20 protein-coding genes and 1 riboswitch are annotated in these 21,442 nt (G+C 38.9%); of the genes, 4 read left to right on the top strand and 16 right to left on the bottom strand.

Features of this window, described 5'->3' with window-relative positions; translation table 11 throughout:
• Nucleotides 1-24: 24 nt before the first annotated feature.
• The 4 genes from HNR53_RS09120 to gshAB all read right to left on the bottom strand — a co-directional run bounded on the left by HNR53_RS09120 (nt 25) and on the right by gshAB (nt 5,712).
• The gene (locus tag HNR53_RS09120; RefSeq protein ID WP_184525406.1) at nt 25-1,518 is read right to left on the bottom strand and encodes a YHS domain-containing protein; all 1,494 of its coding nucleotides are present in this window, start codon (nt 1,516-1,518) and stop codon (nt 25-27) included.
• Between the two features lie 24 nt (nt 1,519-1,542).
• Nucleotides 1,543-1,839, bottom strand: a complete 297-nt coding sequence (locus HNR53_RS09115; protein WP_221452270.1) for an MmoB/DmpM family protein — start codon at nt 1,837-1,839, stop codon at nt 1,543-1,545.
• An 18-nt stretch (nt 1,840-1,857) separates the two neighbouring features.
• On the bottom strand, nt 1,858-2,979 hold the full coding sequence (locus tag HNR53_RS09110) for a ferritin family protein (RefSeq protein ID WP_184525113.1): 1,122 nt from the start codon (nt 2,977-2,979) through the stop codon (nt 1,858-1,860).
• 375 nt (nt 2,980-3,354) lie between these two features.
• A complete protein-coding gene (gene gshAB / locus HNR53_RS09105; RefSeq protein WP_184525112.1) occupies nt 3,355-5,712 on the bottom strand; it encodes a bifunctional glutamate--cysteine ligase GshA/glutathione synthetase GshB in 2,358 nt (785 codons plus the stop codon).
• Nucleotides 5,713-6,095: 383 nt separating this feature from the next.
• Here gshAB and HNR53_RS09100 point away from each other — a divergent pair, with 383 nt between their 5' ends.
• Nucleotides 6,096-6,488, top strand: a complete 393-nt coding sequence (locus HNR53_RS09100; RefSeq protein WP_184525111.1) for a hypothetical protein — start codon at nt 6,096-6,098, stop codon at nt 6,486-6,488.
• Nucleotides 6,489-6,642: 154 nt separating this feature from the next.
• On the opposite strand, the gene ilvB is transcribed toward HNR53_RS09100, so the two are convergent.
• Entirely contained in the window at nt 6,643-8,334 is a 1,692-nt protein-coding gene (ilvB, locus tag HNR53_RS09095; protein WP_184525110.1) for a biosynthetic-type acetolactate synthase large subunit, read from the bottom strand.
• A gap of 201 nt (nt 8,335-8,535) precedes the next feature.
• Here ilvB and HNR53_RS09090 point away from each other — a divergent pair, with 201 nt between their 5' ends.
• Both HNR53_RS09090 and HNR53_RS09085 read left to right on the top strand, forming a co-directional pair.
• A complete protein-coding gene (locus tag HNR53_RS09090) occupies nt 8,536-8,907 on the top strand; it encodes a cytochrome-c oxidase (protein WP_184525109.1) in 372 nt (123 codons plus the stop codon).
• Between the two features lie 165 nt (nt 8,908-9,072).
• A complete protein-coding gene (locus HNR53_RS09085; RefSeq protein WP_184525108.1) occupies nt 9,073-11,358 on the top strand; it encodes a nitric-oxide reductase large subunit in 2,286 nt (761 codons plus the stop codon).
• Between the two features lie 76 nt (nt 11,359-11,434).
• Here the strand turns inward: HNR53_RS09085 and HNR53_RS09080 are convergent, their stop codons facing one another.
• The 11 genes from HNR53_RS09080 to HNR53_RS09030 all read right to left on the bottom strand — a co-directional run bounded on the left by HNR53_RS09080 (nt 11,435) and on the right by HNR53_RS09030 (nt 20,283).
• Nucleotides 11,435-11,761: an AzlD domain-containing protein gene (locus HNR53_RS09080; RefSeq protein WP_184525106.1), complete on the bottom strand. Its 327-nt coding sequence runs from the start codon at nt 11,759-11,761 to the stop codon at nt 11,435-11,437.
• The gene (locus HNR53_RS09075) at nt 11,752-12,492 is read right to left on the bottom strand and encodes an AzlC family ABC transporter permease (RefSeq protein ID WP_377802225.1); all 741 of its coding nucleotides are present in this window, start codon (nt 12,490-12,492) and stop codon (nt 11,752-11,754) included. The genes HNR53_RS09080 and HNR53_RS09075 overlap by 10 nt, the downstream gene beginning before the upstream one ends.
• Nucleotides 12,493-12,743: 251 nt before the next feature.
• Nucleotides 12,744-13,664, bottom strand: a complete 921-nt coding sequence (locus HNR53_RS09070) for a catechol 2,3-dioxygenase (protein ID WP_184525102.1) — start codon at nt 13,662-13,664, stop codon at nt 12,744-12,746.
• A gap of 164 nt (nt 13,665-13,828) precedes the next feature.
• Nucleotides 13,829-14,329: an energy coupling factor transporter S component ThiW gene (thiW, locus tag HNR53_RS09065; protein WP_184525100.1), complete on the bottom strand. Its 501-nt coding sequence runs from the start codon at nt 14,327-14,329 to the stop codon at nt 13,829-13,831.
• A gap of 103 nt (nt 14,330-14,432) precedes the next feature.
• Nucleotides 14,433-15,248 (bottom strand): hydroxyethylthiazole kinase, encoded by an 816-nt coding sequence (thiM, locus tag HNR53_RS09060; RefSeq protein ID WP_184525098.1) that lies wholly within the window; start codon nt 15,246-15,248, stop codon nt 14,433-14,435.
• A gap of 107 nt (nt 15,249-15,355) precedes the next feature.
• Nucleotides 15,356-15,464, bottom strand: a riboswitch (TPP riboswitch).
• 43 nt (nt 15,465-15,507) lie between these two features.
• The gene (locus HNR53_RS09055; protein ID WP_184525402.1) at nt 15,508-15,936 is read right to left on the bottom strand and encodes a cell wall hydrolase; all 429 of its coding nucleotides are present in this window, start codon (nt 15,934-15,936) and stop codon (nt 15,508-15,510) included.
• 67 nt (nt 15,937-16,003) lie between these two features.
• The gene (locus tag HNR53_RS09050) at nt 16,004-16,621 is read right to left on the bottom strand and encodes a branched-chain amino acid aminotransferase (protein WP_184525088.1); all 618 of its coding nucleotides are present in this window, start codon (nt 16,619-16,621) and stop codon (nt 16,004-16,006) included.
• Nucleotides 16,622-16,820: 199 nt separating this feature from the next.
• On the bottom strand, nt 16,821-17,051 hold the full coding sequence (locus tag HNR53_RS09045; protein WP_343065311.1) for a 4-oxalocrotonate tautomerase: 231 nt from the start codon (nt 17,049-17,051) through the stop codon (nt 16,821-16,823).
• Nucleotides 17,051-17,833 carry a 2-keto-4-pentenoate hydratase gene (locus HNR53_RS09040; protein WP_184525084.1) on the bottom strand — a complete coding sequence of 261 codons (783 nt, stop codon included), beginning with the start codon at nt 17,831-17,833 and terminating at the stop codon, nt 17,051-17,053. The genes HNR53_RS09045 and HNR53_RS09040 overlap by 1 nt, the downstream gene beginning before the upstream one ends.
• Before the next feature lie 56 nt (nt 17,834-17,889).
• Complete coding sequence (locus HNR53_RS09035; RefSeq protein ID WP_184525082.1) at nt 17,890-18,669, bottom strand: 2-keto-4-pentenoate hydratase; 780 nt, start codon at nt 18,667-18,669, stop codon at nt 17,890-17,892.
• 129 nt (nt 18,670-18,798) lie between these two features.
• On the bottom strand, nt 18,799-20,283 hold the full coding sequence (locus HNR53_RS09030) for an aldehyde dehydrogenase (protein WP_184525080.1): 1,485 nt from the start codon (nt 20,281-20,283) through the stop codon (nt 18,799-18,801).
• Between the two features lie 282 nt (nt 20,284-20,565).
• Between HNR53_RS09030 and HNR53_RS09025 the strand changes: the two genes are divergently transcribed.
• Nucleotides 20,566-21,342, top strand: coding sequence for an IclR family transcriptional regulator (locus tag HNR53_RS09025; protein WP_184525078.1), 777 nt, complete (start codon nt 20,566-20,568; stop codon nt 21,340-21,342).
• The last annotated feature ends 100 nt before the right edge of the window (nt 21,343-21,442 follow it).

Raw genomic sequence — 21,442 nt, 5'->3', positions numbered from 1 at the left:
TGTTCACTCCTAACTTAATTCATATTAGAAATATTTTTTATCTAAGCCTAAATGTCTGCGGTGCTCTAACCAGCGGGCATGTTCGTCAGATGAATAGTGTTCGCCGCCTTCTTCCGGTGTGGTGCCCCATGCTTTGAATAAATCACCTGGTAAATCTGTTCCCAATTCTCCGTTTACATATGCTTCAGCAGGCCACCAAATTTGTGCATATTTTTCCGGTTCATGGTCAAAAATGTGCTTACAGCCTGGAGAACATGTTGCGTATGTTTTATTGTTATATTCACTTAACTGTGTCCATCTTTCAGCCATATTGTCCGGATTAGGGAATTCATTCGGTAAATGGCAAACGGTACATACTCCTGGAAGGCCTTTACTTGCTCCAGCAAGTACATTGTCATCACTGCGGTGGAAGTATGGTGCGTAGTGTTCTTCGAATAAAGGATATTCATTTGCCAGCCATTCATAATCATCCGGCTGTAGTTTAAAGCCTCTGAACATATTTGCATGCTTGTAGTGATCAAGAATCCGCATTGTATTGTGAGAATAGTATTCTTTTTCTTTAATACTGTCTTCAGCAAATTTTGGAAGACGGATGCCGTATTTTCTAAAATCTTTGAATAAGCCGTTAAACACTTGTTCTTCAACATAGATTTCAAATGCTTTCTTCCAAGAAATTGGACGAATACGAGGATAGTAATCTACCAGTGTCGCAATAACTGAGAAAATACGGTAGCATCTCCAATACCATTTATCAATCCAGTATTGGATAATCGGAATATTGCGATCATCCTCTTCTAACAGCATTTTTAATGCAGACATTCCTAATGCCATGTGACGGGATTCGTCAGATTGCACTGTCTTACCAACAGCTGCGAAGTTTTCATCGCCTACGGCCCCGGCTGAAGAAGCAAATGGCAAGAAGAGAATATTAGTGAAAACGTATTCAAATGAGAATGAAATGGCGATCAAAGCTTCAAAAGGACCTGCAGTTAATGCATCATCAAAGAATGATTTTGTCACTGTATTAAACCAGCTGTTTTGTCCTGTTTTTTGATAATTATGCAGACCATCAATCATTTTACTCATATGAGCATAGTGTTTAATTTCAATTTGCGCGTGGCGAATTTCATCCATTGCTTGGTTAAAGGTAGCAAAACGAACCGCCTCAATTGGAATATGGCGTCCGATATAGGTCATTAATCGGTGGGCCATATATTCACCAGGCTGTACTGCTGAAGCAAAGGCTTTTACTCCTTCATACCAGCGTGAATCTATTACTCTCGCATGTCCGTCATTCGCTTCAAAGGCATTGCGGACTGTATGATAAATGCCATCCTTTTCCGATTGAACTTTTACATATTGGTTATAAGCCAAACGGAAAGGGTCTTCCCATCTGCTTGGATCCTTAAGGATAATGCCTTCCTTTTCCACTAATGGATAAACCGTACGATAATCATAATCTTTCGGGTCCCACATAAGATCCCTTGTCATCGCATGATATTTTTCTTTAATCCCCATTTTAGCCACGATAAAACCCCCTCCTTAATTCTCGTCTTCCCATTGAATGATCAAGTGTTCTTCATCCCATTCTGTGATAAAGCCAAAACAGGATGACATATAGATATGAACTGCATCCATGTCAAAATCTGCACCAAGATGCTCTTCTACTGTTTCACGTTTTAATACCATTTTATGGGGAGCTTTGACCTTTTTATAAACCATAAAGTCATCAACAAGGACTCCTTCATTATCTTCTTCAATTGCCGCAATCATTGCCGTAACGATTGCTCCGCCGCTCGTATCTAAATCCATTCCAACGTATGCTTGTTCTTCACTCATCGTTATCGTTCCTTTCTCCTAGTTAAGGGCAACTTCATATTGTGTTAGTGGCAATTTATTCTTGTTATAAACCGGAACAACATATTCTTCTTCCACTTTCTTCAAAGTTTCCGTGAGATTCATTTCAATTCCGTGCTGTTCAAATAATGGAGCTAGTGCCAGAATGGCTTCATATGCTTTTGGATACCACTTTTCGATCCATCCTTGAATGATTTCCAGGTTGGATTGAGTTTCTTCCGGTGTTTCTCTAGGGTCGCTCATGATCCTGCCCCAGCGATAGTCACCTTCCCACTCTTCATAGCCGAGTGATTTTAAGTAATCCCAACGGCTTTCAGCTTCATCCTTAGCAAGTAACCCCATAAGTGCTGCTGCCCAATCACGATTCCAATCTAATTGTTTGCCAATCACCAGGTTCAAAATAGATAAGTGTGTATCCCCTTGTTTAACCGCTTCTTTGTTAAATTCACGATACATTAGATTGCCTAATAATAGGTCAAGGGTTAAATTCGTTGCTACAATGACTTCTGCCCAGTCATCTGTTACAAGAACATCTTCTACGTATTTACGTAACGGCTGGAATGCCGGTTCATTTAATAATACTTCTTTCCCGTGTTTTAAGAAATCACCGTGATGCTCTTCCATATTCATGGCCCATTGAGAAATCCATTGGGCTCTGCCAATTTTATCGAATGCCTGATAGGTTGCACATTGTTCAATCGCTGAACCAAGAGAATAACGAACAACATATTGCATTTGCACGCTTTCACCATATTCAAGATGGCGCAGCGGCGTATAAATATCTCTTAAAGCATTTACCCATTGTTCAGAAAGATTATCAAGAACACCTAGTTCATTCGCATAAGAGAAACCATTTTCAACTTCTTCTGCTAATTTTTTACGGTTATTTACATATGGCGTATACCAAAACTTTTTCGGATCGCGGAATGCTTCCCAGTCAGAGGATTTTAAGCGTGTATAGCGTGGATCAAAAATATCCAAATCCTTTCCGTCAAATTTGTGACGGTAATGCATATGGACATAGGGCTGCATCATTAATGTTACTTCTTCATATTCATTCTTTGTTTTCCAATCCCATGGCTGTTTTCGGAGTTCTTTTTTGAACTCGGGTTCTGTTGACATTCTGTTTCCTCCTTGTTTTACTAGAATTTTTCCCAATATTATTTCCATATAGAATAGCGGTAATTATTAGAATATTCTAATGGAAATATCCCCGATGCTATTGAGCCCCCGCTCAATAAATCGCTTACAAATGAAAAGCGAACCCATTTTTCGCTGCAACTTTTGTCAAAACCTGTCTTGTAAGCGTATTCTTATTTTAGAATATTTGGAAAAGACAGTATAGAATCGATTGTGTCCATTTTTTAAATTTTTTTCGTACGAAACGTACGAATATAGAACATTACTACTATTCTTACCTTGCTATAACGCCAAAATAAGCCGATTAAAGGTACACTTCAACCGGCTTTTTTTGAAATCACGTTAAAAAATCGCGCATTAATTTTCACTATTTACATGTTGTTTACTTTTTTGAAATAATAAATCAAGAATTTTTTCATCAGCATGACGGTTCTTTCCCTTGTATGGATAACAATGAATATGAATCGCTGGATTGAAATTTATCTCTATGATTCCGTAATTTATTTCTGATGCTTCATTCTTCATATCTTCAATCATCATATCAACGCCGCAAAATACCGCCCCGGCAGCCTTTGCTGCAGAAACCGCAATCTTTTTATAACTATCAGGAATTTCATCTGTATAATCAAGACTGTCCCCGCCCGTACTTATATTAGAATTCTCTCTTAAATAAACGACTTCACCTTTTTCTGGGACATCCATAAACCCTTTGCCTTGATTTTTCAAAAATAGTTTCTCGGCTTCCCCTAATTGAATCTTTTCTAACGGGGTTCTGTAGCCTTTTCCTCGCAGCGGATCTTTGTTTTTATCTTCAGCCAGCTGGGCAATGGTGTGCTGCCCGTCACCGATTACATTTGCAGGGACACGGTGTAATATACCAACAACTTCATCCCCCATCACAAGAAAACGATACTCTTTCCCGCTGATAAACTCCTCAAGCAGTATCGTTTTATCATGCTCAAATGCCATTTGCACAGCAAGTTGAAAATCCCCTTTTGTAAAAGTATCAGTAAATATGGTGATGCCAATACCAAAATTGGTCGATTTCGGTTTTATCACGATCGGCTTATTTTGATAAAGTTCATAGTCTGCTATTGCTTCACTTATATTCCGGTAAGACCGTCCATTGGGCACACGTATGCCTTGTTGTTCAAGAACATGTTTTGTGACCAGCTTATTCTCCATGATTAATGCCGTGATATATGAATCAAGGGATGTTTTGGTTGCTTGTTTCACATATTCGGTATTCATCCCCTTTTTCAAAACGATGAAGTTTTCGTCCCGATCGAGGATATTAAATTCAATTCCCCTTTTGATCGCAGCTTTTAATAGAAGCTGCGTAGAGAGTTCTAAATCCTCATAGCCTTTAAATTGATAGCCGTGTTCCATACTTTTTAATAAATATTCCCTTGCTTTTCCTAAATGAAATTGGATAAAGGAAGAATCATTGATTTTCTTCTTTATTTGGCTGGCGATCAACAGATTCTTGTTCCTTATTCTCTCCCTGTTTATTTCCAGAACTTGAAGATATTCTTCTGCACCTGGATTTAAAAGCAGGAGCATTTCTTCCATGTCTTTTAATAATTCCAGCGCCTTTTCCTGCGGTCTGATTTTTGTCCCGTCCGGAGCAATAAATGAATCAAGATGACCGTTTCGATTTAAAATGTCGGATTGATAAGATGCTAAAATATGCTCCTCTTGGTCATACGGTTCATCTTTTTTAACGAGCATGTAGATCAGAAACAAATGAATGAAGCGCATCGTTTCCTGGCTGATGCCGACAGGCTCCAATGGATTCAGATCCAAAAGCCTTAGCTCTAAATAGGCAATGCCGTTTTCACGCAAACTAGCAAAATAATCACCGGAATCTGCCGGTTTTAAGCGAACCGCACTGTAATACTCTTTAGCATTAAGCAATTCACCCGCTTCAATTAATGCCTTTATATCCCTTAAATATTCTTCTAATGAATCAAAGGAGATAAAAAAAGGATTGATATTGCGATAACCAAATTCACTATTCCGTAATGAAATCATGTCATCAATCAGAAAACTATCTTGAGCCGTTTCTTCTGCCTGCTGTACGCATTCTTCCAAGAAAGTTTGGTGAAAGGCTGGGCTTGCCCCGGTTAAATAAATAAGGAGCCAGCGGTACTTTAACGTATTTCGCACTACTTTTAAATAAGTAGCATCTTTAAATTCTTTAAAGCTTTGTTCCGTACTTTCCGCTTCGTACCATTTTCTTAAAAATTTTTGAGGAAAGGAAAAATTATAGTGGATTCCACTGTATAATTGCTTAACTCGGCCATATTTATTGACTAGTTCCCAGCGATATTTATTCTCAATTGGATCTCCCATGTCGGCAACGGGGATTTCATCTTCATCTGGCAGGAGCGGCGGATTACTGCCTGGCCATAAATATTCTTCCTTTAACTCCAGAGCCACAATATCATGCAGTGTATTTAAAAAGTTGTAGGTCTTATTAATGGTATCGAAAACAGGAGTAATCATTTCGATTTGACTTTCAGCAAAGTCTGTTTTGATATAAGGATTCTCCATCTTTTTACCAAAGGCTTTTGGATGCGGGGTTCGTGCTAAATTCCCGCTGGAATCGACCCTTACATTTTCTTTCTCAATAGCAAATTCCCCTAAAAACAGATCATTATTTATTTGGTATTTTAACAACAGCTGAATGAAATCTCTATTCAACAACCCCAAAGAAATTCCCCTACTTTCAAACAATTTTACAAGTGTCCTGATCCCATTATCAGCTATTTAACCTTAAAATCACAAGTGCATTTTTTCTTTACTAAACAGCTTTGTAAGGCAACGGATCTCGCTTTATTATACAGTATTGTTCACTTTAGTAAATGAATAAATGCTGTTTTGAGCACTTTTATTCCTGATTGTTCAGTCAAACACAAGAAAGCAATCATATTATTTACAAATTTCTACAAGATCGAACTTAGTCAGATTTTGCAGAAATATGTTATAATGTGTATGTCAGATTGGATATTACAGCCTATTTCTAAGGAGCGTTTATTATAGAAGTGAAATGTTTGTGAAAACGGCTAAACTGAAGATAAGAAAGGATGTTCTTCTTGGATTATGAAATTGAAACAGTTTATTATTTAGAAAATCCTGAAACGGAACAAATCAAATTTGCTACGGGCAGCCAATTACGGTATGAGGATATTATCAAAGACGTCTTCGGTGTGGCCAGCATTCATGATTTACCTATGATGATTCAATATAATAAAGGATTTCAGACCTGCCTATGTAAAAGTCATGGGATTAAGGAAACTGAAATTACTTTAGAGATGATTCTTCGCGTGGCCTCAAAAATGGATCTGCGCGACTTTAGGGAACAATATCTAAAAGAGCCGGAAAATGAAGACAAATCATGTCCTTTTGAATCGGTCATTAGATTACAGGAAGGGATCTTTAAGTGGGATGAGGAAGAATGCGCCTATAACCTCATTAAAAATAAATAATAGTTCAAACCAAACCATTTATTTAACGGATCCATTATCATTCCTTTTGCAAAAGAAAACCATCCTTACTCTCATATCAGTAAAGATGGTTTTTTTCATCCTCATATAAACTTTATTTATCATCCTACAATAAGTTGACAGGGGCGTTTTCTCTTTAATTCTTATTAAAAAGAGCGTCTGTATTGTTTTTCCCTGGCGGTACTATCGGAAATACATTTTCCTCTTCGCTAACATCAAACTCCATGATATAAGGCCGTAAATCACTAAATGCCTCTTTAAGCAGTTCCTCGGACTCTGTAAGATTTCGTGCTCTTTTGGCTCTTAACCCATATGCTTCAGCCAATTTGACAAAATCGGGAGCTGTTATTTCTACAGAGGAATACCGCCCGTTATAAAACATCTCCTGCCATTGTCGAACCATCCCTAAATAGCCGTTATTGAGGATGACTAACTTAATCGGAAGCTGATATTTGGCGATTGTCAAAAATTCCTGCAGATTCATTTGCAGACTGCCGTCACCACTGATACAAAGGATACTTTTGTTTTTATTCGCAAGCGCTGCACCGATTGCTGCCGGCAGCCCGTAACCCATGGTTCCTAATCCACCTGATGTTAAAAAGGTTCTTGGCTCCTGAAATTGGTAATAAATAGCCGTCCACATTTGATGCTGACCGACATCTGTAGCAACAACAGAAACATCATTTGTAAAGTTGTTTAGTAATTGTAAAATTTCCTGTGGTTTTAATAAACTTTTGGAATCTCCAATACCCGGTGCTGTTCTTTTCCAGGACGCTGCATCGGTTACCCAATCAGAGTGATTTGCCTCTGTACCCATATCTTGAAGCTGGGACAAAAAGTGATGAACATCTCCTGTAATCGGGATGTCTACCGGAACAATTTTATTAATTTCTGCCGGGTCAATATCCACCTGTATTTTTTTCGACTTTGGGGAAAATCCGTTTACCCGGCCTGTTACCCGATCACTGAATCGTACCCCTAAACAAATCAGCAAATCTGCTTGGTGTACCGCTTTATTTGCAGCAAAAGTCCCATGCATTCCCAGCATCCCTAAAAATAAAGGGTGTTGACTCGGAATAGAACCTAATCCCATTAACGAACTGACAACCGGGATTTGGGCTTTTTCAGCCAGCTTTACAGCAAGCTCGCCGGAATCAGAAAGATTCACTCCCCCGCCAATAAAAAGAACAGGTTTTTTCGCTTTCTGAATCTCTTGCTGGACTTGTGCTAATAGTCTAGCAGAAAATACATGTTTTTCTGTTTTCTTTAAGCAGATTTGCTCCTCTCTATCTTTCATCCTTCCTGATGCTTCTGTATTAGCTAATTCTCCCGATATTTCAACAATAACAGGGCCGGGACGCCCGTCACAAGCAACAATAAAAGCTTCTTCTACTATTTGCGGCAGCTCGGATAACGCTGTCATTTGGAAAAAATGTTTGGCTATCGGCAAGGTTACACCGTTAATATCCATTTTACCCGTTTCATCATGAGTGATTTCCTGGAAAGCGAAAACTATCAGCGGAACAGAATCCATATGTGCCGTAGCAATGCCTGTCACCGCCTTCGTTATTCCGGATTTCGCCGGAATGAAAACAACACCCGGTTTTCCTGTTGCACGTGCATATCCGTCAGCCGCATGAACCGCGGCCTGTTCATGTTGTAGCGAAACATATTTCAATTGCTCACATTCATGAAGAACACTTAATAATTGGCGGTTAACAAAATTTTCCGAACTAAAAATAGCATCAACTTTTTCATTCACAAGACATTTTATAAAAAGCTCCGTTCCCGACACCATAAGCTGCTGCTTTTTTTCTGTCATATACATCGTATCCACCTTCCTTTTTAAAAAAAGTTACGCTATTTTAGAAGGTTTGTAAGTGATAGTTGTCACAACATATACGTTCTCAAAACGGGAGGTGTAATATCACCAATAATATTGAACATTGTGTTAAATATTTCTTCTGCTTTTCGTATGTCAAGCATATAGTATGGTGTAAGTGATATTCATTGAGAGGAGGCTGCTGAATTGGCTATTCGTTTAATTCAGATTTCAGTTATTTATTTTGTTATTGGGGTTGGGCTTGGATTGTACATGTCAATCGTCCATTCGGGAGATCTCATGCCGGTTCATGCTCATGTCAACTTATTAGGCTGGATGTCGTTAGCTTTGGCAGGTGTTATCTATTCACTTTACCCACAGCTCACTTCAACCAAGCTGGCAAAAACTCATTTCTGGCTCCATAATATTTCACTGCCGGTGATGATGCTCAGTCTTGCATTCTTTATTGAGGGAGTTACCTCATTAGGTCTATTGATCTCCATTGGAGCTACTGTTTTAGTTATTGCTATTATTTTATTTGCTCTTAATATTTTATTGAATATCAATCGGAAAGCCTAAGCAATAGACAGATTTTGATGACCACTTTCGCGAAAAGTGGTTTTTTCTTTTATCAAAGTATTTCTAAAGGATTCCTTTGCATACCATTGAAATTTCTGGGTATTTTAGAAATAGCTGCCTAATAAAAAAACTCTGGCAGGTATATTTTGTATGAGGAGGATTACGATGAATTATCGCCGTCTATGGATTTCATTAAGTCTTGTTATTATTATCTCTTTTGCCATATTAGGCTATTATGGCGGAAAAATCTATCAAGTGATGCCGCCTATTCCTGAACGCGTGCTGGCTCAGGATGGGACTGAATTGTTTACGGGACAGGATATTAAAAATGGTCAAAATGTTTGGCAATCAATTGGCGGTCAAGAAGTTGGCAGCATTTGGGGGCACGGGGCTTATGTTGCACCCGATTGGAACGCTGATTGGCTTCATCGTGAAGCTTTATGGATTTTAAATAAATGGGGACAAGCTGAGTATGGCAATGATTTTGCCGAACTAACCAATGAACAAAAGGCTCAGCTTCAGGCACGGCTCAAAAAGGAAATGCGCACGAATACCTATAACGAAGAGACAAAAGAACTGATTATTTCTAATGATCGTGCGGATGCATTACGCGCTTTAAGTGCCTACTATGCCGGATTATTTATGGATGACCCAAAATTATCTGAACTAAGGGATCATTATGCTATCCCTGTTAATACGATAAAAGATGGACAGCGTATGGCGCAAATGAATGCCTTCTTCTTTTGGAGTACATGGGCCGCCGCCACAAACCGTCCCGGAAGTGATATCACTTACACCAATAATTGGCCAAATGAAAAGCTTATCGATAATCGTCCAACAGGGGAAATGGTCGTTTGGTCTGTTGTTAGTTTTGTGGTGCTTTTAGCAGGAGTTGGTGCACTGGCCTGGTATTTTGCTGTTCAGCGCCGTAAAGAGAACCACGCTGATGAGCGATATCCAGAAAAGGACCCATTGCTCGCCTTGTCCCCAACCCCTTCCATGAAAGCAACGTTAAAGTACTTTTGGATTGTTGCCGCACTGATGGTTGTACAGGTAGGGCTTGGTGCCGTAGCTGCGCATTATGCCGTTGAGGGTGCAGGTTTTTACGGAATTCCGATACAAGAATGGCTTCCGTATTCCGTTGTCAGGACATGGCATACCCAATTAGGGATCTTATGGATAGCAACCGCCTGGCTTGCAACCGGTTTATTTATGGCCCCGGCTGTCTCCGGCTATGAGCCGAAATTTCAGCGGGCGCTGGTTAACTTTTTATTTATTTGTTTGCTCATTATCGTGGTCGGCTCAATGGCAGGTCAATGGATGGGAGTATTCCAAAAATTTGATAATCAAACAAACTTCTGGTTTGGCCATCAAGGCTATGAATATGTAGATTTAGGACGCTTCTGGCAGATATTCCTTACAGTAGGATTGTTCCTATGGCTGCTTTTAATGGGCAGAGCCCTCCTGCCGGCTTTTAAGAAGTCAACAGAAGACCGCCATCTGCTGGTCATGTTCTTTATTGCTGCCACAGCCATTCCTTTATTCTATATCCCGGGGTTAATGTGGGGGCAGCATACACATCTTGCTATGGCTGAATATTGGCGCTGGTGGGTCGTTCATCTTTGGGTCGAGGGTTTCTTTGAAGTATTCGCAACAGTTGTCATCGCCTTTTTATTTACCAGAATGGGGCTGTTACGAACAGCGACGGCTACTGCTTCCGTCTTATTCTCTACAACGATATTTCTCTTTGGCGGGATTATTGGGACATTCCACCATTTATATTTCAGCGGGACTCCTTTAGGCGTGTTGGCTTTTGGCGCAGTATTTAGCGCCCTTGAGGTTGTGCCCCTTGTCTTAATTGGATTTGAGGCTTATGAAAATCTGACCCTAAGCCGGACAAAACCATGGGTCAAAGTCTATAAGTGGCCGATTTACTGTTTTGTCGCCGTAGCTTTTTGGAATCTTGTTGGAGCAGGGTTGTTTGGATTCTTTATTAATCCGCCAATTTCCTTATATTATATGCAGGGATTAAATACAACTCCAGTTCACGGTCACACAGCCCTTTTCGGTGTATACGGCGTTCTTGGGATCGGTTTAATGCTGTTCTGTTTAAAAGGATTGACAGGGCAAAAAGTATGGAAAACCAAACTACTCGCTTTTGCTTTCTGGGCGATTAATATCGGACTTGCATTAATGGTATTATTGAGCCTGCTGCCTATCGGCTTAATGCAGACATGGGCAAGTGTTGAGCATGGAATGTGGTACGCCAGATCCGCTGACTTCCTGCAGCAGGACATTGTCCAAACGTTCCACTGGATGAGGATTATCGGGGATACTATTTTTGCTATTGGTGTCGTGGCATTGGGATGGTTTATACTGGGATTAAAAACCGGATGGTCTATAAAAGATCAAGCAAACGAAATTGAACATACAATAGGCAAAAATAGCTGAATAAACCAAAAAACATCTGCTTTTTGTAAGCAGATGTTTTTTGGTATTCAGCCCTGTGTTATATTATTGCGCTAGGTTAAGAAACAAATCGTAACATCATCATAAAAAGTACACCAATGACAACCGTACCTAACAGGCTTTTCGTTAAAAAAGCAACGATAAAAGCAGGAATGGCAGCTAATAATTTAAGGTAATTTTCTGTGAGGGAAAAATGACTGTCGGATAATAATAATTCCTGTGCCAGCAGTGCCGCCATAACAGCCACCGGCACGTTTTTCAACCATCTTATCAGCCACTTCGGCAGTTCCAATTGACTGAGCAGCATTAATGGAAGCACTCTTGGAATAAAGGTTACGAGAGCGGATCCTAAAATGATAATAAGAATAATCCACCTTATTTCCATCGTTCAATCACCATACCAATCGTAGTTGCTAGAATAACCGCGGTCATCACACCTGTACTTCCAGATGCAAAGAAGCTGACAACAATGACTATGATGACTGCACTTACGGCAACTAAAATATCAACAAAATATTTTTTCTGACTTAAAATCTGCAATACTAACAATCCAATAAACATCCCCGCCATAGCAAAATCCAAGCCATACTTTTCTGGATCGGGGATCCACTTTCCAAAATAGCCTCCGGCAATGTTCGCCATAAACCAATTCAAATAGGCTGTAATATTGAGACCAAGCATCCACTTATAACTGGCATGTCTTTTATTTTGCAAATGGTTAATCGAGACACCGAAGGTCTCATCTGTCAAAAGCGCTCCGACCGTCATGTTTTTCCATGGGGATAGATGACGGAAATAAGGCGAAAGTGCTGCACTTAATAGCAGGTGGCGGATATTAATAAAAAAAATCGTAAAAATAATCGCGGAAACGGGATTGCTGGCAGCGATCATGCCAGCGGCGATAAACTGCCCTGAACCTGCATAAAGCAGCAGACTCATCAGGGCAATTTCCGCAATGCTTAGACCTGAAGTCTTTTCCACTACACCTGCAGCAAAGCCTATACTTAAGTACCCTAGCAACGTAGGAATACAATCCTTTACTCCTTGCCAAAAACTCTCCTCTTCCGCAATCATAGAATCGGATTTCAACTCTAGACTCTCTTGTCTCATATTCATCACTCCTGTCAAATCTAAAGAGCCCTCCAAAAAAATTCACATATATAAACTCTAACATAATTCATATTTGAATGGGTAAAGAAGATTTATAATCTGTTATTTTTGTTCAATGCTGCTGCCGTAAGCTGCTGGCAAAAGAAAAAACAGTTAGATTTACACAGCGAAATCATAACTGTTTTTATACATTGCTTATAGACTATAGCCTTGTCTGCATAAAAGGCTTTTCAAATTGTTCATCTGTTCTTCCATTATTAAGAGAATACGGAACTGAAAGTTTCATTCAATTGACGGCGGTGGTAGAAAATGCCTTGACCTAGTTTATCTTCAGTCCAAGTAATCGTTGGGAAATCTGAGTAAACCGCATAGCCGCCGGTACACACTTCGTTACGGTTTCCGGATGGATCAAAAAAGTAAATAGTTTCTCCCCTCGTTATCCCGTGGCGAGTTGGTGTTACTTCAATTTCAATTCCGTTACGAGCAAGAATATCTGCAGCTTTTAATACTTCATACCAGTTGCCTAAATAAAACCCCACATGATGCAGCTTTGCATTTGGTCCTTTAATAAAGGCAATATCATGGCCTGTCATAGAAGTTGATAAGAAGCTGGCAATTAATTGTTCACTGTCAACGCTTACGACTCTTTCAGTTTGAACAAAGCCTAAAATCTCAGTAAATAATCTCATGGTTGTGTCCACATCATCACCTGCAAGGAGAGCATGATCAAGACGATGCGGCGCAATTCCGCGTAAACCATCCGGCCAAGGATGTGGATTTAGTCTTCCTGTAGGCACCCCTACATAATCGATTTCATGATATAATTCAAACGTATGTCCAGTTGGAAGAATGAAGCGAATTGCCTCACCTTCACCTAACCGAGATTGATTTGATACACGTTTCACATCACAGCCAAATTGTTCAATTTTTCGTTCTAATTTATCTAATACATCATGATTCGTTACTTTAAAAGCGATATGATCCATACCAGAATAATCTGATTTTTCCAAAATGACGCTGTGGTGATCCCATTCATCCCAAGCTTTTAAATACACTCTGTTGTCGTCCTGACCGGTAACATCTAAACCAAGAATATTTGAATAATAATCAACGGATTGCTCAAAATCATGTACTCTAAGCTGAATCCTTCCTACTCTTTCAATCCCATTACCATTCATTAAAAACACCCCTTTAATAATTTTCCAAGGCAACTCTACTTATCTTCTCTATTGATTTTATCAAATTGGAATCGCTTTTATCGTGAATGAAAATTTGGTATAACAACTGCACAGGGAGAAATTATTTTTTTCTCCCTGCTCTAAATTTTAAAGAGCGGCAAAGATTATTTCAACTGCTGATATGATTTTAAGGAGGATTTCTTTAGTACCATACTTAGAATAATAAACCCAATGATCGCTCCTGTAAAAGAACTAAAGATAAAAGCTGGTATAAATCCAAATAACGCAGCCTTTTGTCCCAAAAGCAGAGTTGCAATTGGATAACAGGCGATAGCCCCTAAAATACCCGTACCCACTATTTCACCAAAACAAGCAAGAAACAACTTACTTGTCTTTTTATATAAATAGGAGGCTAAAAATGCACCGATCATACTGCCTGGAAAGGCAAAAATAGAGCCTGTCCCTAAAATATTTCTCAATAATGAAATCGATAATGCCTGCATGACGGCATACCAAGGGCCCAGCAGGACAGCGGATAAAACGTTAAGAAAATGCTGAATCGGAAATAATTTTACAAAACCAAGGGGTATGTATAAAATATGGCTTGTTAAAGTTCCGATGGCAATAATCATGGCAGTCGTTGTAAGTTTCAATGATTTATTCATATTTAGCAATTCTCCTCTGTATTCATTTCTTTTCCCAGCAAAAAACTATAGCTGGCTCTCTTCCTGAGCCAGCCTTCTATCTGACTTCCAATCCTGATAACTGTTATGCTTTTTCATACTGCGCGAATGAACCATATAAATCTATTTCAGAAGAAGATAGGAGTGATAATTGGTCAATAAACTCAATTTGAAAATTCCCCGGTCCCTGTCCTTCTGTTTTATTTGCCGCAATCTCGGCTGCCACTCCATTTATCATGAGTGCGGATACTGCCGCCTCAAACAAGTTCTCTTCAACTGCTGCACATGAACCAATAATGGCCGATAATAAGCTGCTTGCCGCCGATACTTTCGCTAAAAGCGCGTCACCATTATGCACAGTATATGTCGAAATTCCATCTGAAATAAATTGTTCTCTTCCTGTCATGACGATGATAGTAGACAGCTTTTTGGCTGCCAGCAAAGCCAGTTGGCTTTTATTGCTCGTAAATGCTTCACTCCTTTCCCCGGAATCTCCCCTGTCCTCTTTAATTAAATGAGCAATTTCAAACGCATCTCCTCGAATCGCCGACACGGAAATTCTCTTTAGTAATTGCTGTGATTGTTGCCTCCTAAACAAAGAAAAGTTCGCTCCTGCAGCATTTAAAATAAGTGGAATTCCATGTTTATTAGCTGCCTTTCCTGCAGTCGTTATTTTTTCAAATGATTCTCGGTCAGACCAATTGATAGTAAGAATCACTGCTCCAGCCTTAGAGGCCAATTCAGCGGCTTCTTCAACCGACCCGTCTATTATGGGCGATGCCCCAAGAGCTAAGAGACCATTTGCAGTTAAACTAGCATCATGAACGGCTGTCATGTTGTAAATAAGTGGATTTACCTGTCTAATATTTTTTAAAATAGTATGAACCTTGCCTTTCTCCATGGATCAGTACCTCCTTTTCTGTACAATATGAGGCATGAAAAGAAAGAAAAACAATATAAAAAGCCAACTCCTTGGGAAATAAGGATCTGGCTTCGTTAGTAAGAATAGTCTTTTATTTCCTACTTTCCTCCGCCGGGATGATCCGGATCAGGTACAAGGGTTAAAAAACTGGCCGTTTTTTTCTCAGCTCCATCTAGAGCACCCCTAGCAGTCGATAATGTTCTAATTATTGTAAAAAAACTAATACTAAATAGAAAGATTAAAATGTATTATATATATTTTGACATTCTTCTCCTGTAGGTTCATAAAAGCAATGAAGCTTAAAGCGGCCGACAAATGGTTGATCATACCAGGTAGCGGGGCAATCCCCTTCCGGGCGAAAATACCATAAACTGAATTTTGCCGGCCATAATCTCTCGCCCTTAATACTTCGCCGCGCGAGACGTTTTTCACTTTCTCTGGCACGCTGATAAAAATACCCTTTAATGGTTGCTTCAAAAGCATGCGGCTGATAAATCATCTGTGGAATCGTTCGAAGACCTTTAAAATCGGAACAATTGGCACGTATGCGGTTTATCCCTACATTACCGATCATCAGCATCCCTTGTTGGCCTTCACCTTCCCCTTCAGCGCGTAAAAGCCTGGCTAATAATGCTATATCTGATTCATTTGCTTTTACAACCATGATGTCACCTCCATTATACTTTCACTACTATCATAATGGAAACTTTTGTCCTATATTCCGATATTTTATATTATACTTTTGCTTCAACTGTTGCAACCAGCTGAAATAAGAAATGGTATATTGCACAATATGCTTCATTTATCGTCCACTCTTCATGATACTCATTTAAACTGTTTAATGAAAAGTTAAAATCCCATAATCCATCACTGGAATTAAACATTAAATCATAGGATGCCTCTTCTTTATGGAGATTGTTTGTTAAATAGGTTTTAATCGCATTTTCTGTTTTTTTGGGCAGCTTTAACCCTAACATTACGTCATAAGTGCCAAACACACTGTCTGCTTCAAACGAAACAGCATCCGCTCCGATCAAATCAAACCAAGGTGATTCCATATACATGAATTCTTCCTTATGAGTCTTGAAATACGAAATCGGCTTTTCTAAAAACGGGTCTGATTCTTCGGCAATGATTTCATCAGATTCTTTATCACAACGTTCGATATACGCTCCTTGAAACCGTGTCATCGAATCTTTTACGATTAAGTTCTTTTGTTCCTCATGCCGAATATGATGCTTTTCAACGTACGCTTTTTCTTCTTCAAAGAGAGCTAATTCCTGCACCTCGTTCATTTGCTCCCTTTCAGCTAATAGTTTTTCAATGTAATTTGTTACATTTTTTAATAACATGTTAAACCAACCCTCTGTCATATGTATATTTTAATATAGTTTGTATATATACCTAAATAATCGTCTGCTGATACTATATTGCAGCTTTTTAAAAAAAATAGCAACTGCAAATCGAGCGACAGTAAAAAAAGGAACAGGATTTCTTTTAGAAAAGAACCTGTTCCCTTTTTGGGTATCATTCAAAATGAAAATTAATGATTTATTTTCGTGTTTCTGAAGCAGGAACGCCGGCAATACCCCAGTGAGTTTTCGGCATTTCTGTTACTAATACACGAACATTTTGTTTTGGAGCATCTAAAGTTTCAGAGACTGTCTCTGTTACATTTTCAATCAAAGCTTTAATTTTTTCAGGCGGTCTGCCTTCCATGATGTTGATTTGAATAAGCGGCATTGTCATTCCCCTTTCAAAATGTGTATAGAAATGGTGAATTATTCACCCATAGTTAACGTTACTTCACCTAAGCCATCAAATTTCGCGCTGACAAAATCGCCAACGTTTACTAAAATAGCACCTGTTAATGCACCAGAAAGAATTAGATCGCCTTTTTTAATTTTTTCTCCTTTTCTAGCTAACATATTAGCTAAAACAGCGATTGCATTTGCAGGATGTCCTAATACAGCTGCACCTGCACCTAATTCTCTAATTTTACCATTAACAGAAAGAGTAGCTCCCACTAATTCAAGGTCAAATTCACTTGGTTTTCTTAATGTGTTACCGAATACAACTCTTGATGTAGATGCGTTATCTGCAATAACATCTGTAAGGGTAAAATTAAAGTTCTCATAACGGCTGTCAATTACTTCGATAGCTGGTAATACATATTCAGTTTTTGCCAATACTTGAGCCGCAGTAATTCCAGGTCCTTCGATATCTTCACCAATTAAGAAAGCAATTTCAGCTTCCACTTTTGGATGGATTTGGAACGGAACAACGCCGCCATTATCAACTAATTGATAGTCGAAAACATAACCGTAGATAGGTTCAGAAACACCCATTTGATCCCATTTTGCTTTACTTGTTAAGCCCATTTTCGGACCGACAATTTTATGACCTTCATCTAATTTGTGTTGAACTAGTAATTCTTGTGCTTGGTAGGCCTCTTCTACAGTTAAATCTGGCTTAATTGCAGTAGTAACTTTCACCACTTCACGTTTTTCAACTTCTCCTGCTACTAAATAATCTTTAATTTGTTTAATGATTTCGATAGACATCTATATTCCTCCCAAATCTGCTGTATTAATGAAGAAATTCGTATATTTTTCGTTTATTATTTAAAGTTAACGCTGACTTGTCCGATATGTGCAAATCTAGCTGTGAAATTGTCTCCTGCATTTGCAGTAACCATACCTGAAAGAGCACCAGAAAGGATAATTTCACCCGCTTTAAGTGTAATATCATAATCAGCTAAACGATTCGCCAGCCAAGCAATACTTGTTGCAGGACTTCCTTGAACGGCTGCACCCACACCAGTATTCGCTACTTCACCATTTTGCAATAGCACCATACCAAGTAATTCAATATCGATATCCTCAATCTTCGTTGGTTTTCCACCTAATATTAGTAATCCACAAGATGCATTATCGGCAACTGTATCTTGGATTTTGATTTTCCAATCTTGGACACGAGTGTCAACGATTTCTAAAGCAGGTACAACATAATCAGTCGCTTGAATGACATCAAGAGCTGTTACGTTAGGACCTTTTAGATCTTTTTTCAGGATGAAGGCAATTTCACCTTCAACTTTTGGTAGAAGCATGGTTTTTGTATCAATCGTTCCGCCATTTTCTACAATCATCGAGTCTAATAAATGTCCGTAATCCGGCTCATTTACACCTAACATATTTTGTACTGCATCGGAAGTTAGGCCGATTTTCTTACCAATGATTCTTTGACCTTCACTTACTTTCTTGTTGATGTTTTCTATTTGAATCTGATAAGCTTCTTGAACTGTAATCGTTGGATCTTGGGCTGTAAGTGGATCAATTCCTGTTTGAGTAGCTTCTGCTTGCAATAATTGGGCTGCAAATTTTTGAATTTTACTAGTCAATGAAATCTTCCTTTCTCTATGTATTCATTCATAGAATACCACAAATTTTGTGAATATAATATCAACATTCAAAAACATTGCACGGTCAAACGAGAGTTAACCGTGCAATATATATTTCTCTGCAAAAGATTAAAGTTTAACACAAATGTTTGTTAATTCAGTGTAGAATTCCCAGCTGTGTACACCGCCGACACGGCCAAGACCGCTGTCTTTTGTACCGCCGAATGGAGTGCGCAGGTCACGTAAGAACCAGCAATTGATATAAGATAATCCAGATTCAACTGCTTGTGCTACACGGTGTGCACGACGGATATCGTTCGTCCAGATTGTGTTGCTTAATCCCATACGAGTATCGTTTGCTGCTGCAATAACTTCTTCTTCTGTATCGAACGGAAGAACAACAACAACTGGTCCAAAGATTTCTTCACGAACAAGGCGAGAGTCGTCGCCTAAACCAGTGATAATGGTTGGTTGAACGTAATATCCTTTATCCAATCCTTCAGGACGTCCGCCGCCTGTTACGAAAGTGCCGCCTTCTTCTTCGGCAATTTTGAGGTAGCTCATCACTTTGTCATAGTGTACTTTCGCCACTAACGCGCCTTGATCATTTGCCATATCAAATGGATTGCCGACTTTTAATTCTCTTGTTTTCGCAGCGAATTTTTCGACGAATTCATCAAAAATTGGGCGCTCAACATAAATTCTTGTACCACTTACACAAACTTCTCCTTGGTTTGTGAAGCTTGATTTAATTGTACCTGCAACAACTTCATCAATATCTACATCGGCAAATATGATGTTCGGGTTTTTACCGCCTAATTCGAACGAAAGTTTTTTCAATGTAGGAGCAGCTTCTTGCATGATTCTTGCACCTGTTGATACTTGTCCGATAAAGCCGATACCAGCGATATCAGGGTGTTTGTTAATCGCGCTTCCTGCACCAGGTCCGAAACCGTGAACCATGTTTACTACTCCGTCTGGAACGCCGGCTTCTTTAATAATTTCCATTAATACCGTTGCAGTCATTGGTGTTAATTCAGATGGCTTAATTACGACTGTATTACCTGCTGCTAGAGCCGGTGCAAGCTTCCATGTTAACAAGAATAATGGAAGATTCCATGGTTGAATTAATCCAACAACTCCGATTGGACGACGATATCCGTAGTTAAGCGCACCATTTGTTTCATCTTGGTATGCTTCTGTTCCTACTGAAATCATATAGTCAGCAAAGAAGTGGAAGTTTTTCGGAGCACGAGGTGCATCCACGTGACGCGAGAATTTAAGATGCTTACCAGTATCAAGTGATTCTAATTGTGCGATTTCTTCTTGGCGTTCTAAAAGAATATCCCCAATTTTACGAATAATATTCGAACGTTCTTGTGTACTCATTTTTCCCCATGGACCTTGTAATGCACGTTTAGCTGCTTGCACAGCTAAATCGATATCTGCAGCGCTTCCTTCTGCAACTGTACCGTAAACTTCTTCCGTTACAGGGTTTACATTATTAAACGTTTTTCCATCTACAGAATCAACGAATTGACCATCAATAAAATGTTTACAATCAATAGCTTTTACAATGGGTTCTACAATTGTGCTAGTTGTTTCAACTGACATGATTAATATCCTCCCTAAATTTTAAATAGTAAGTGTTGTTCATGCTCTTATAATAATGGTTGCTAGTTTCATATACAATTACATAGTTGCTCTATACGAAACAAAGATAAATATTTTGAAATTTTTTTGTCTCCTTTTTCAAAATTCCATCTAATTCCGGTGTTTCTCTCTATTTATCTACTTTTATACCTTTTCATTCTACATTATTTTTGATATATTTTTCATATAAAGCAACTTCGTTTTTCTATATGAAATAAAATTACTATTCCAGGAGGAATTTATATGGAATCAAAATCTGCAGGGGAAAATTATCTTTCGTCTGTAAAAAATGCCTTGCGAATATTAAACAGCTTTACAATGGAGGAGTCGGAAAAAAAGATTAGTGATATTTCAACATCTTTGGGATTGAATAAAAGTACTGTCAGCAGAACGATGGCAACGCTCGCAAGTGAGGGCTTTGTTTACAAAGATCCCGAAACAAAGAAATATCGTCTTGGTTTTTCAATCCTGACCTTGAGCGGAATTATTAACAGCAATATGGATATTTACAAAGAGTCGCAGCCCGTTCTCAACAAACTAGTGGAACATATCGGCGAAACAGCTCATATTTCTATTCTTGATCATTTAGAAGTCATTTATCTGCAAAAAGTGGAATGTAATCATCCTGTTCGGTTTTTAACACATGTAAGGAAAAGGAATCCGGCTTACTGTACAAGCTCTGGAAAAGTGATTTTGGCCCACTCCGGCGATGATTTAGTCAAAGCAATTATTGATAATGGTTTAAAGAAATACACAAGGAATACCATTACAGACCCGGATAAACTTAGGGCCCATCTTAAGGAAATCAGGGAAATGGGATATGCTTACAGTGTGGAGGAATTCTCTGAAGGTGTGATTACGATTGCAGCACCTATTTATGATTATACTGGCAGAGTCATTGCTGCACTTTCCGTTGTTGGACCTAAACAAAGAATTCAGCAGCATAAAATTCCGGCTATTGCCAAAAAGGTCATGAGTGCCAGTCTCGAAATTTCACAAAATATGGGCTATATTAAATAATGTTTTTATAAGGCGCATCTCACTAATTTCTACAAGGACGTATAAAAGAATACTGTGTAAAAACCTTTGTTTTGATTTTCTCATTAAAAAGACACCTTAC

Origin of the sequence: Bacillus benzoevorans (genome assembly GCF_014207535.1) — a bacterium.
Classification (GTDB): Bacteria; Bacillota; Bacilli; order Bacillales; family Cytobacillaceae; genus Bacillus_BD; species Bacillus_BD benzoevorans.
This window is presented reverse-complemented; position numbering and strand designations above follow the sequence as displayed.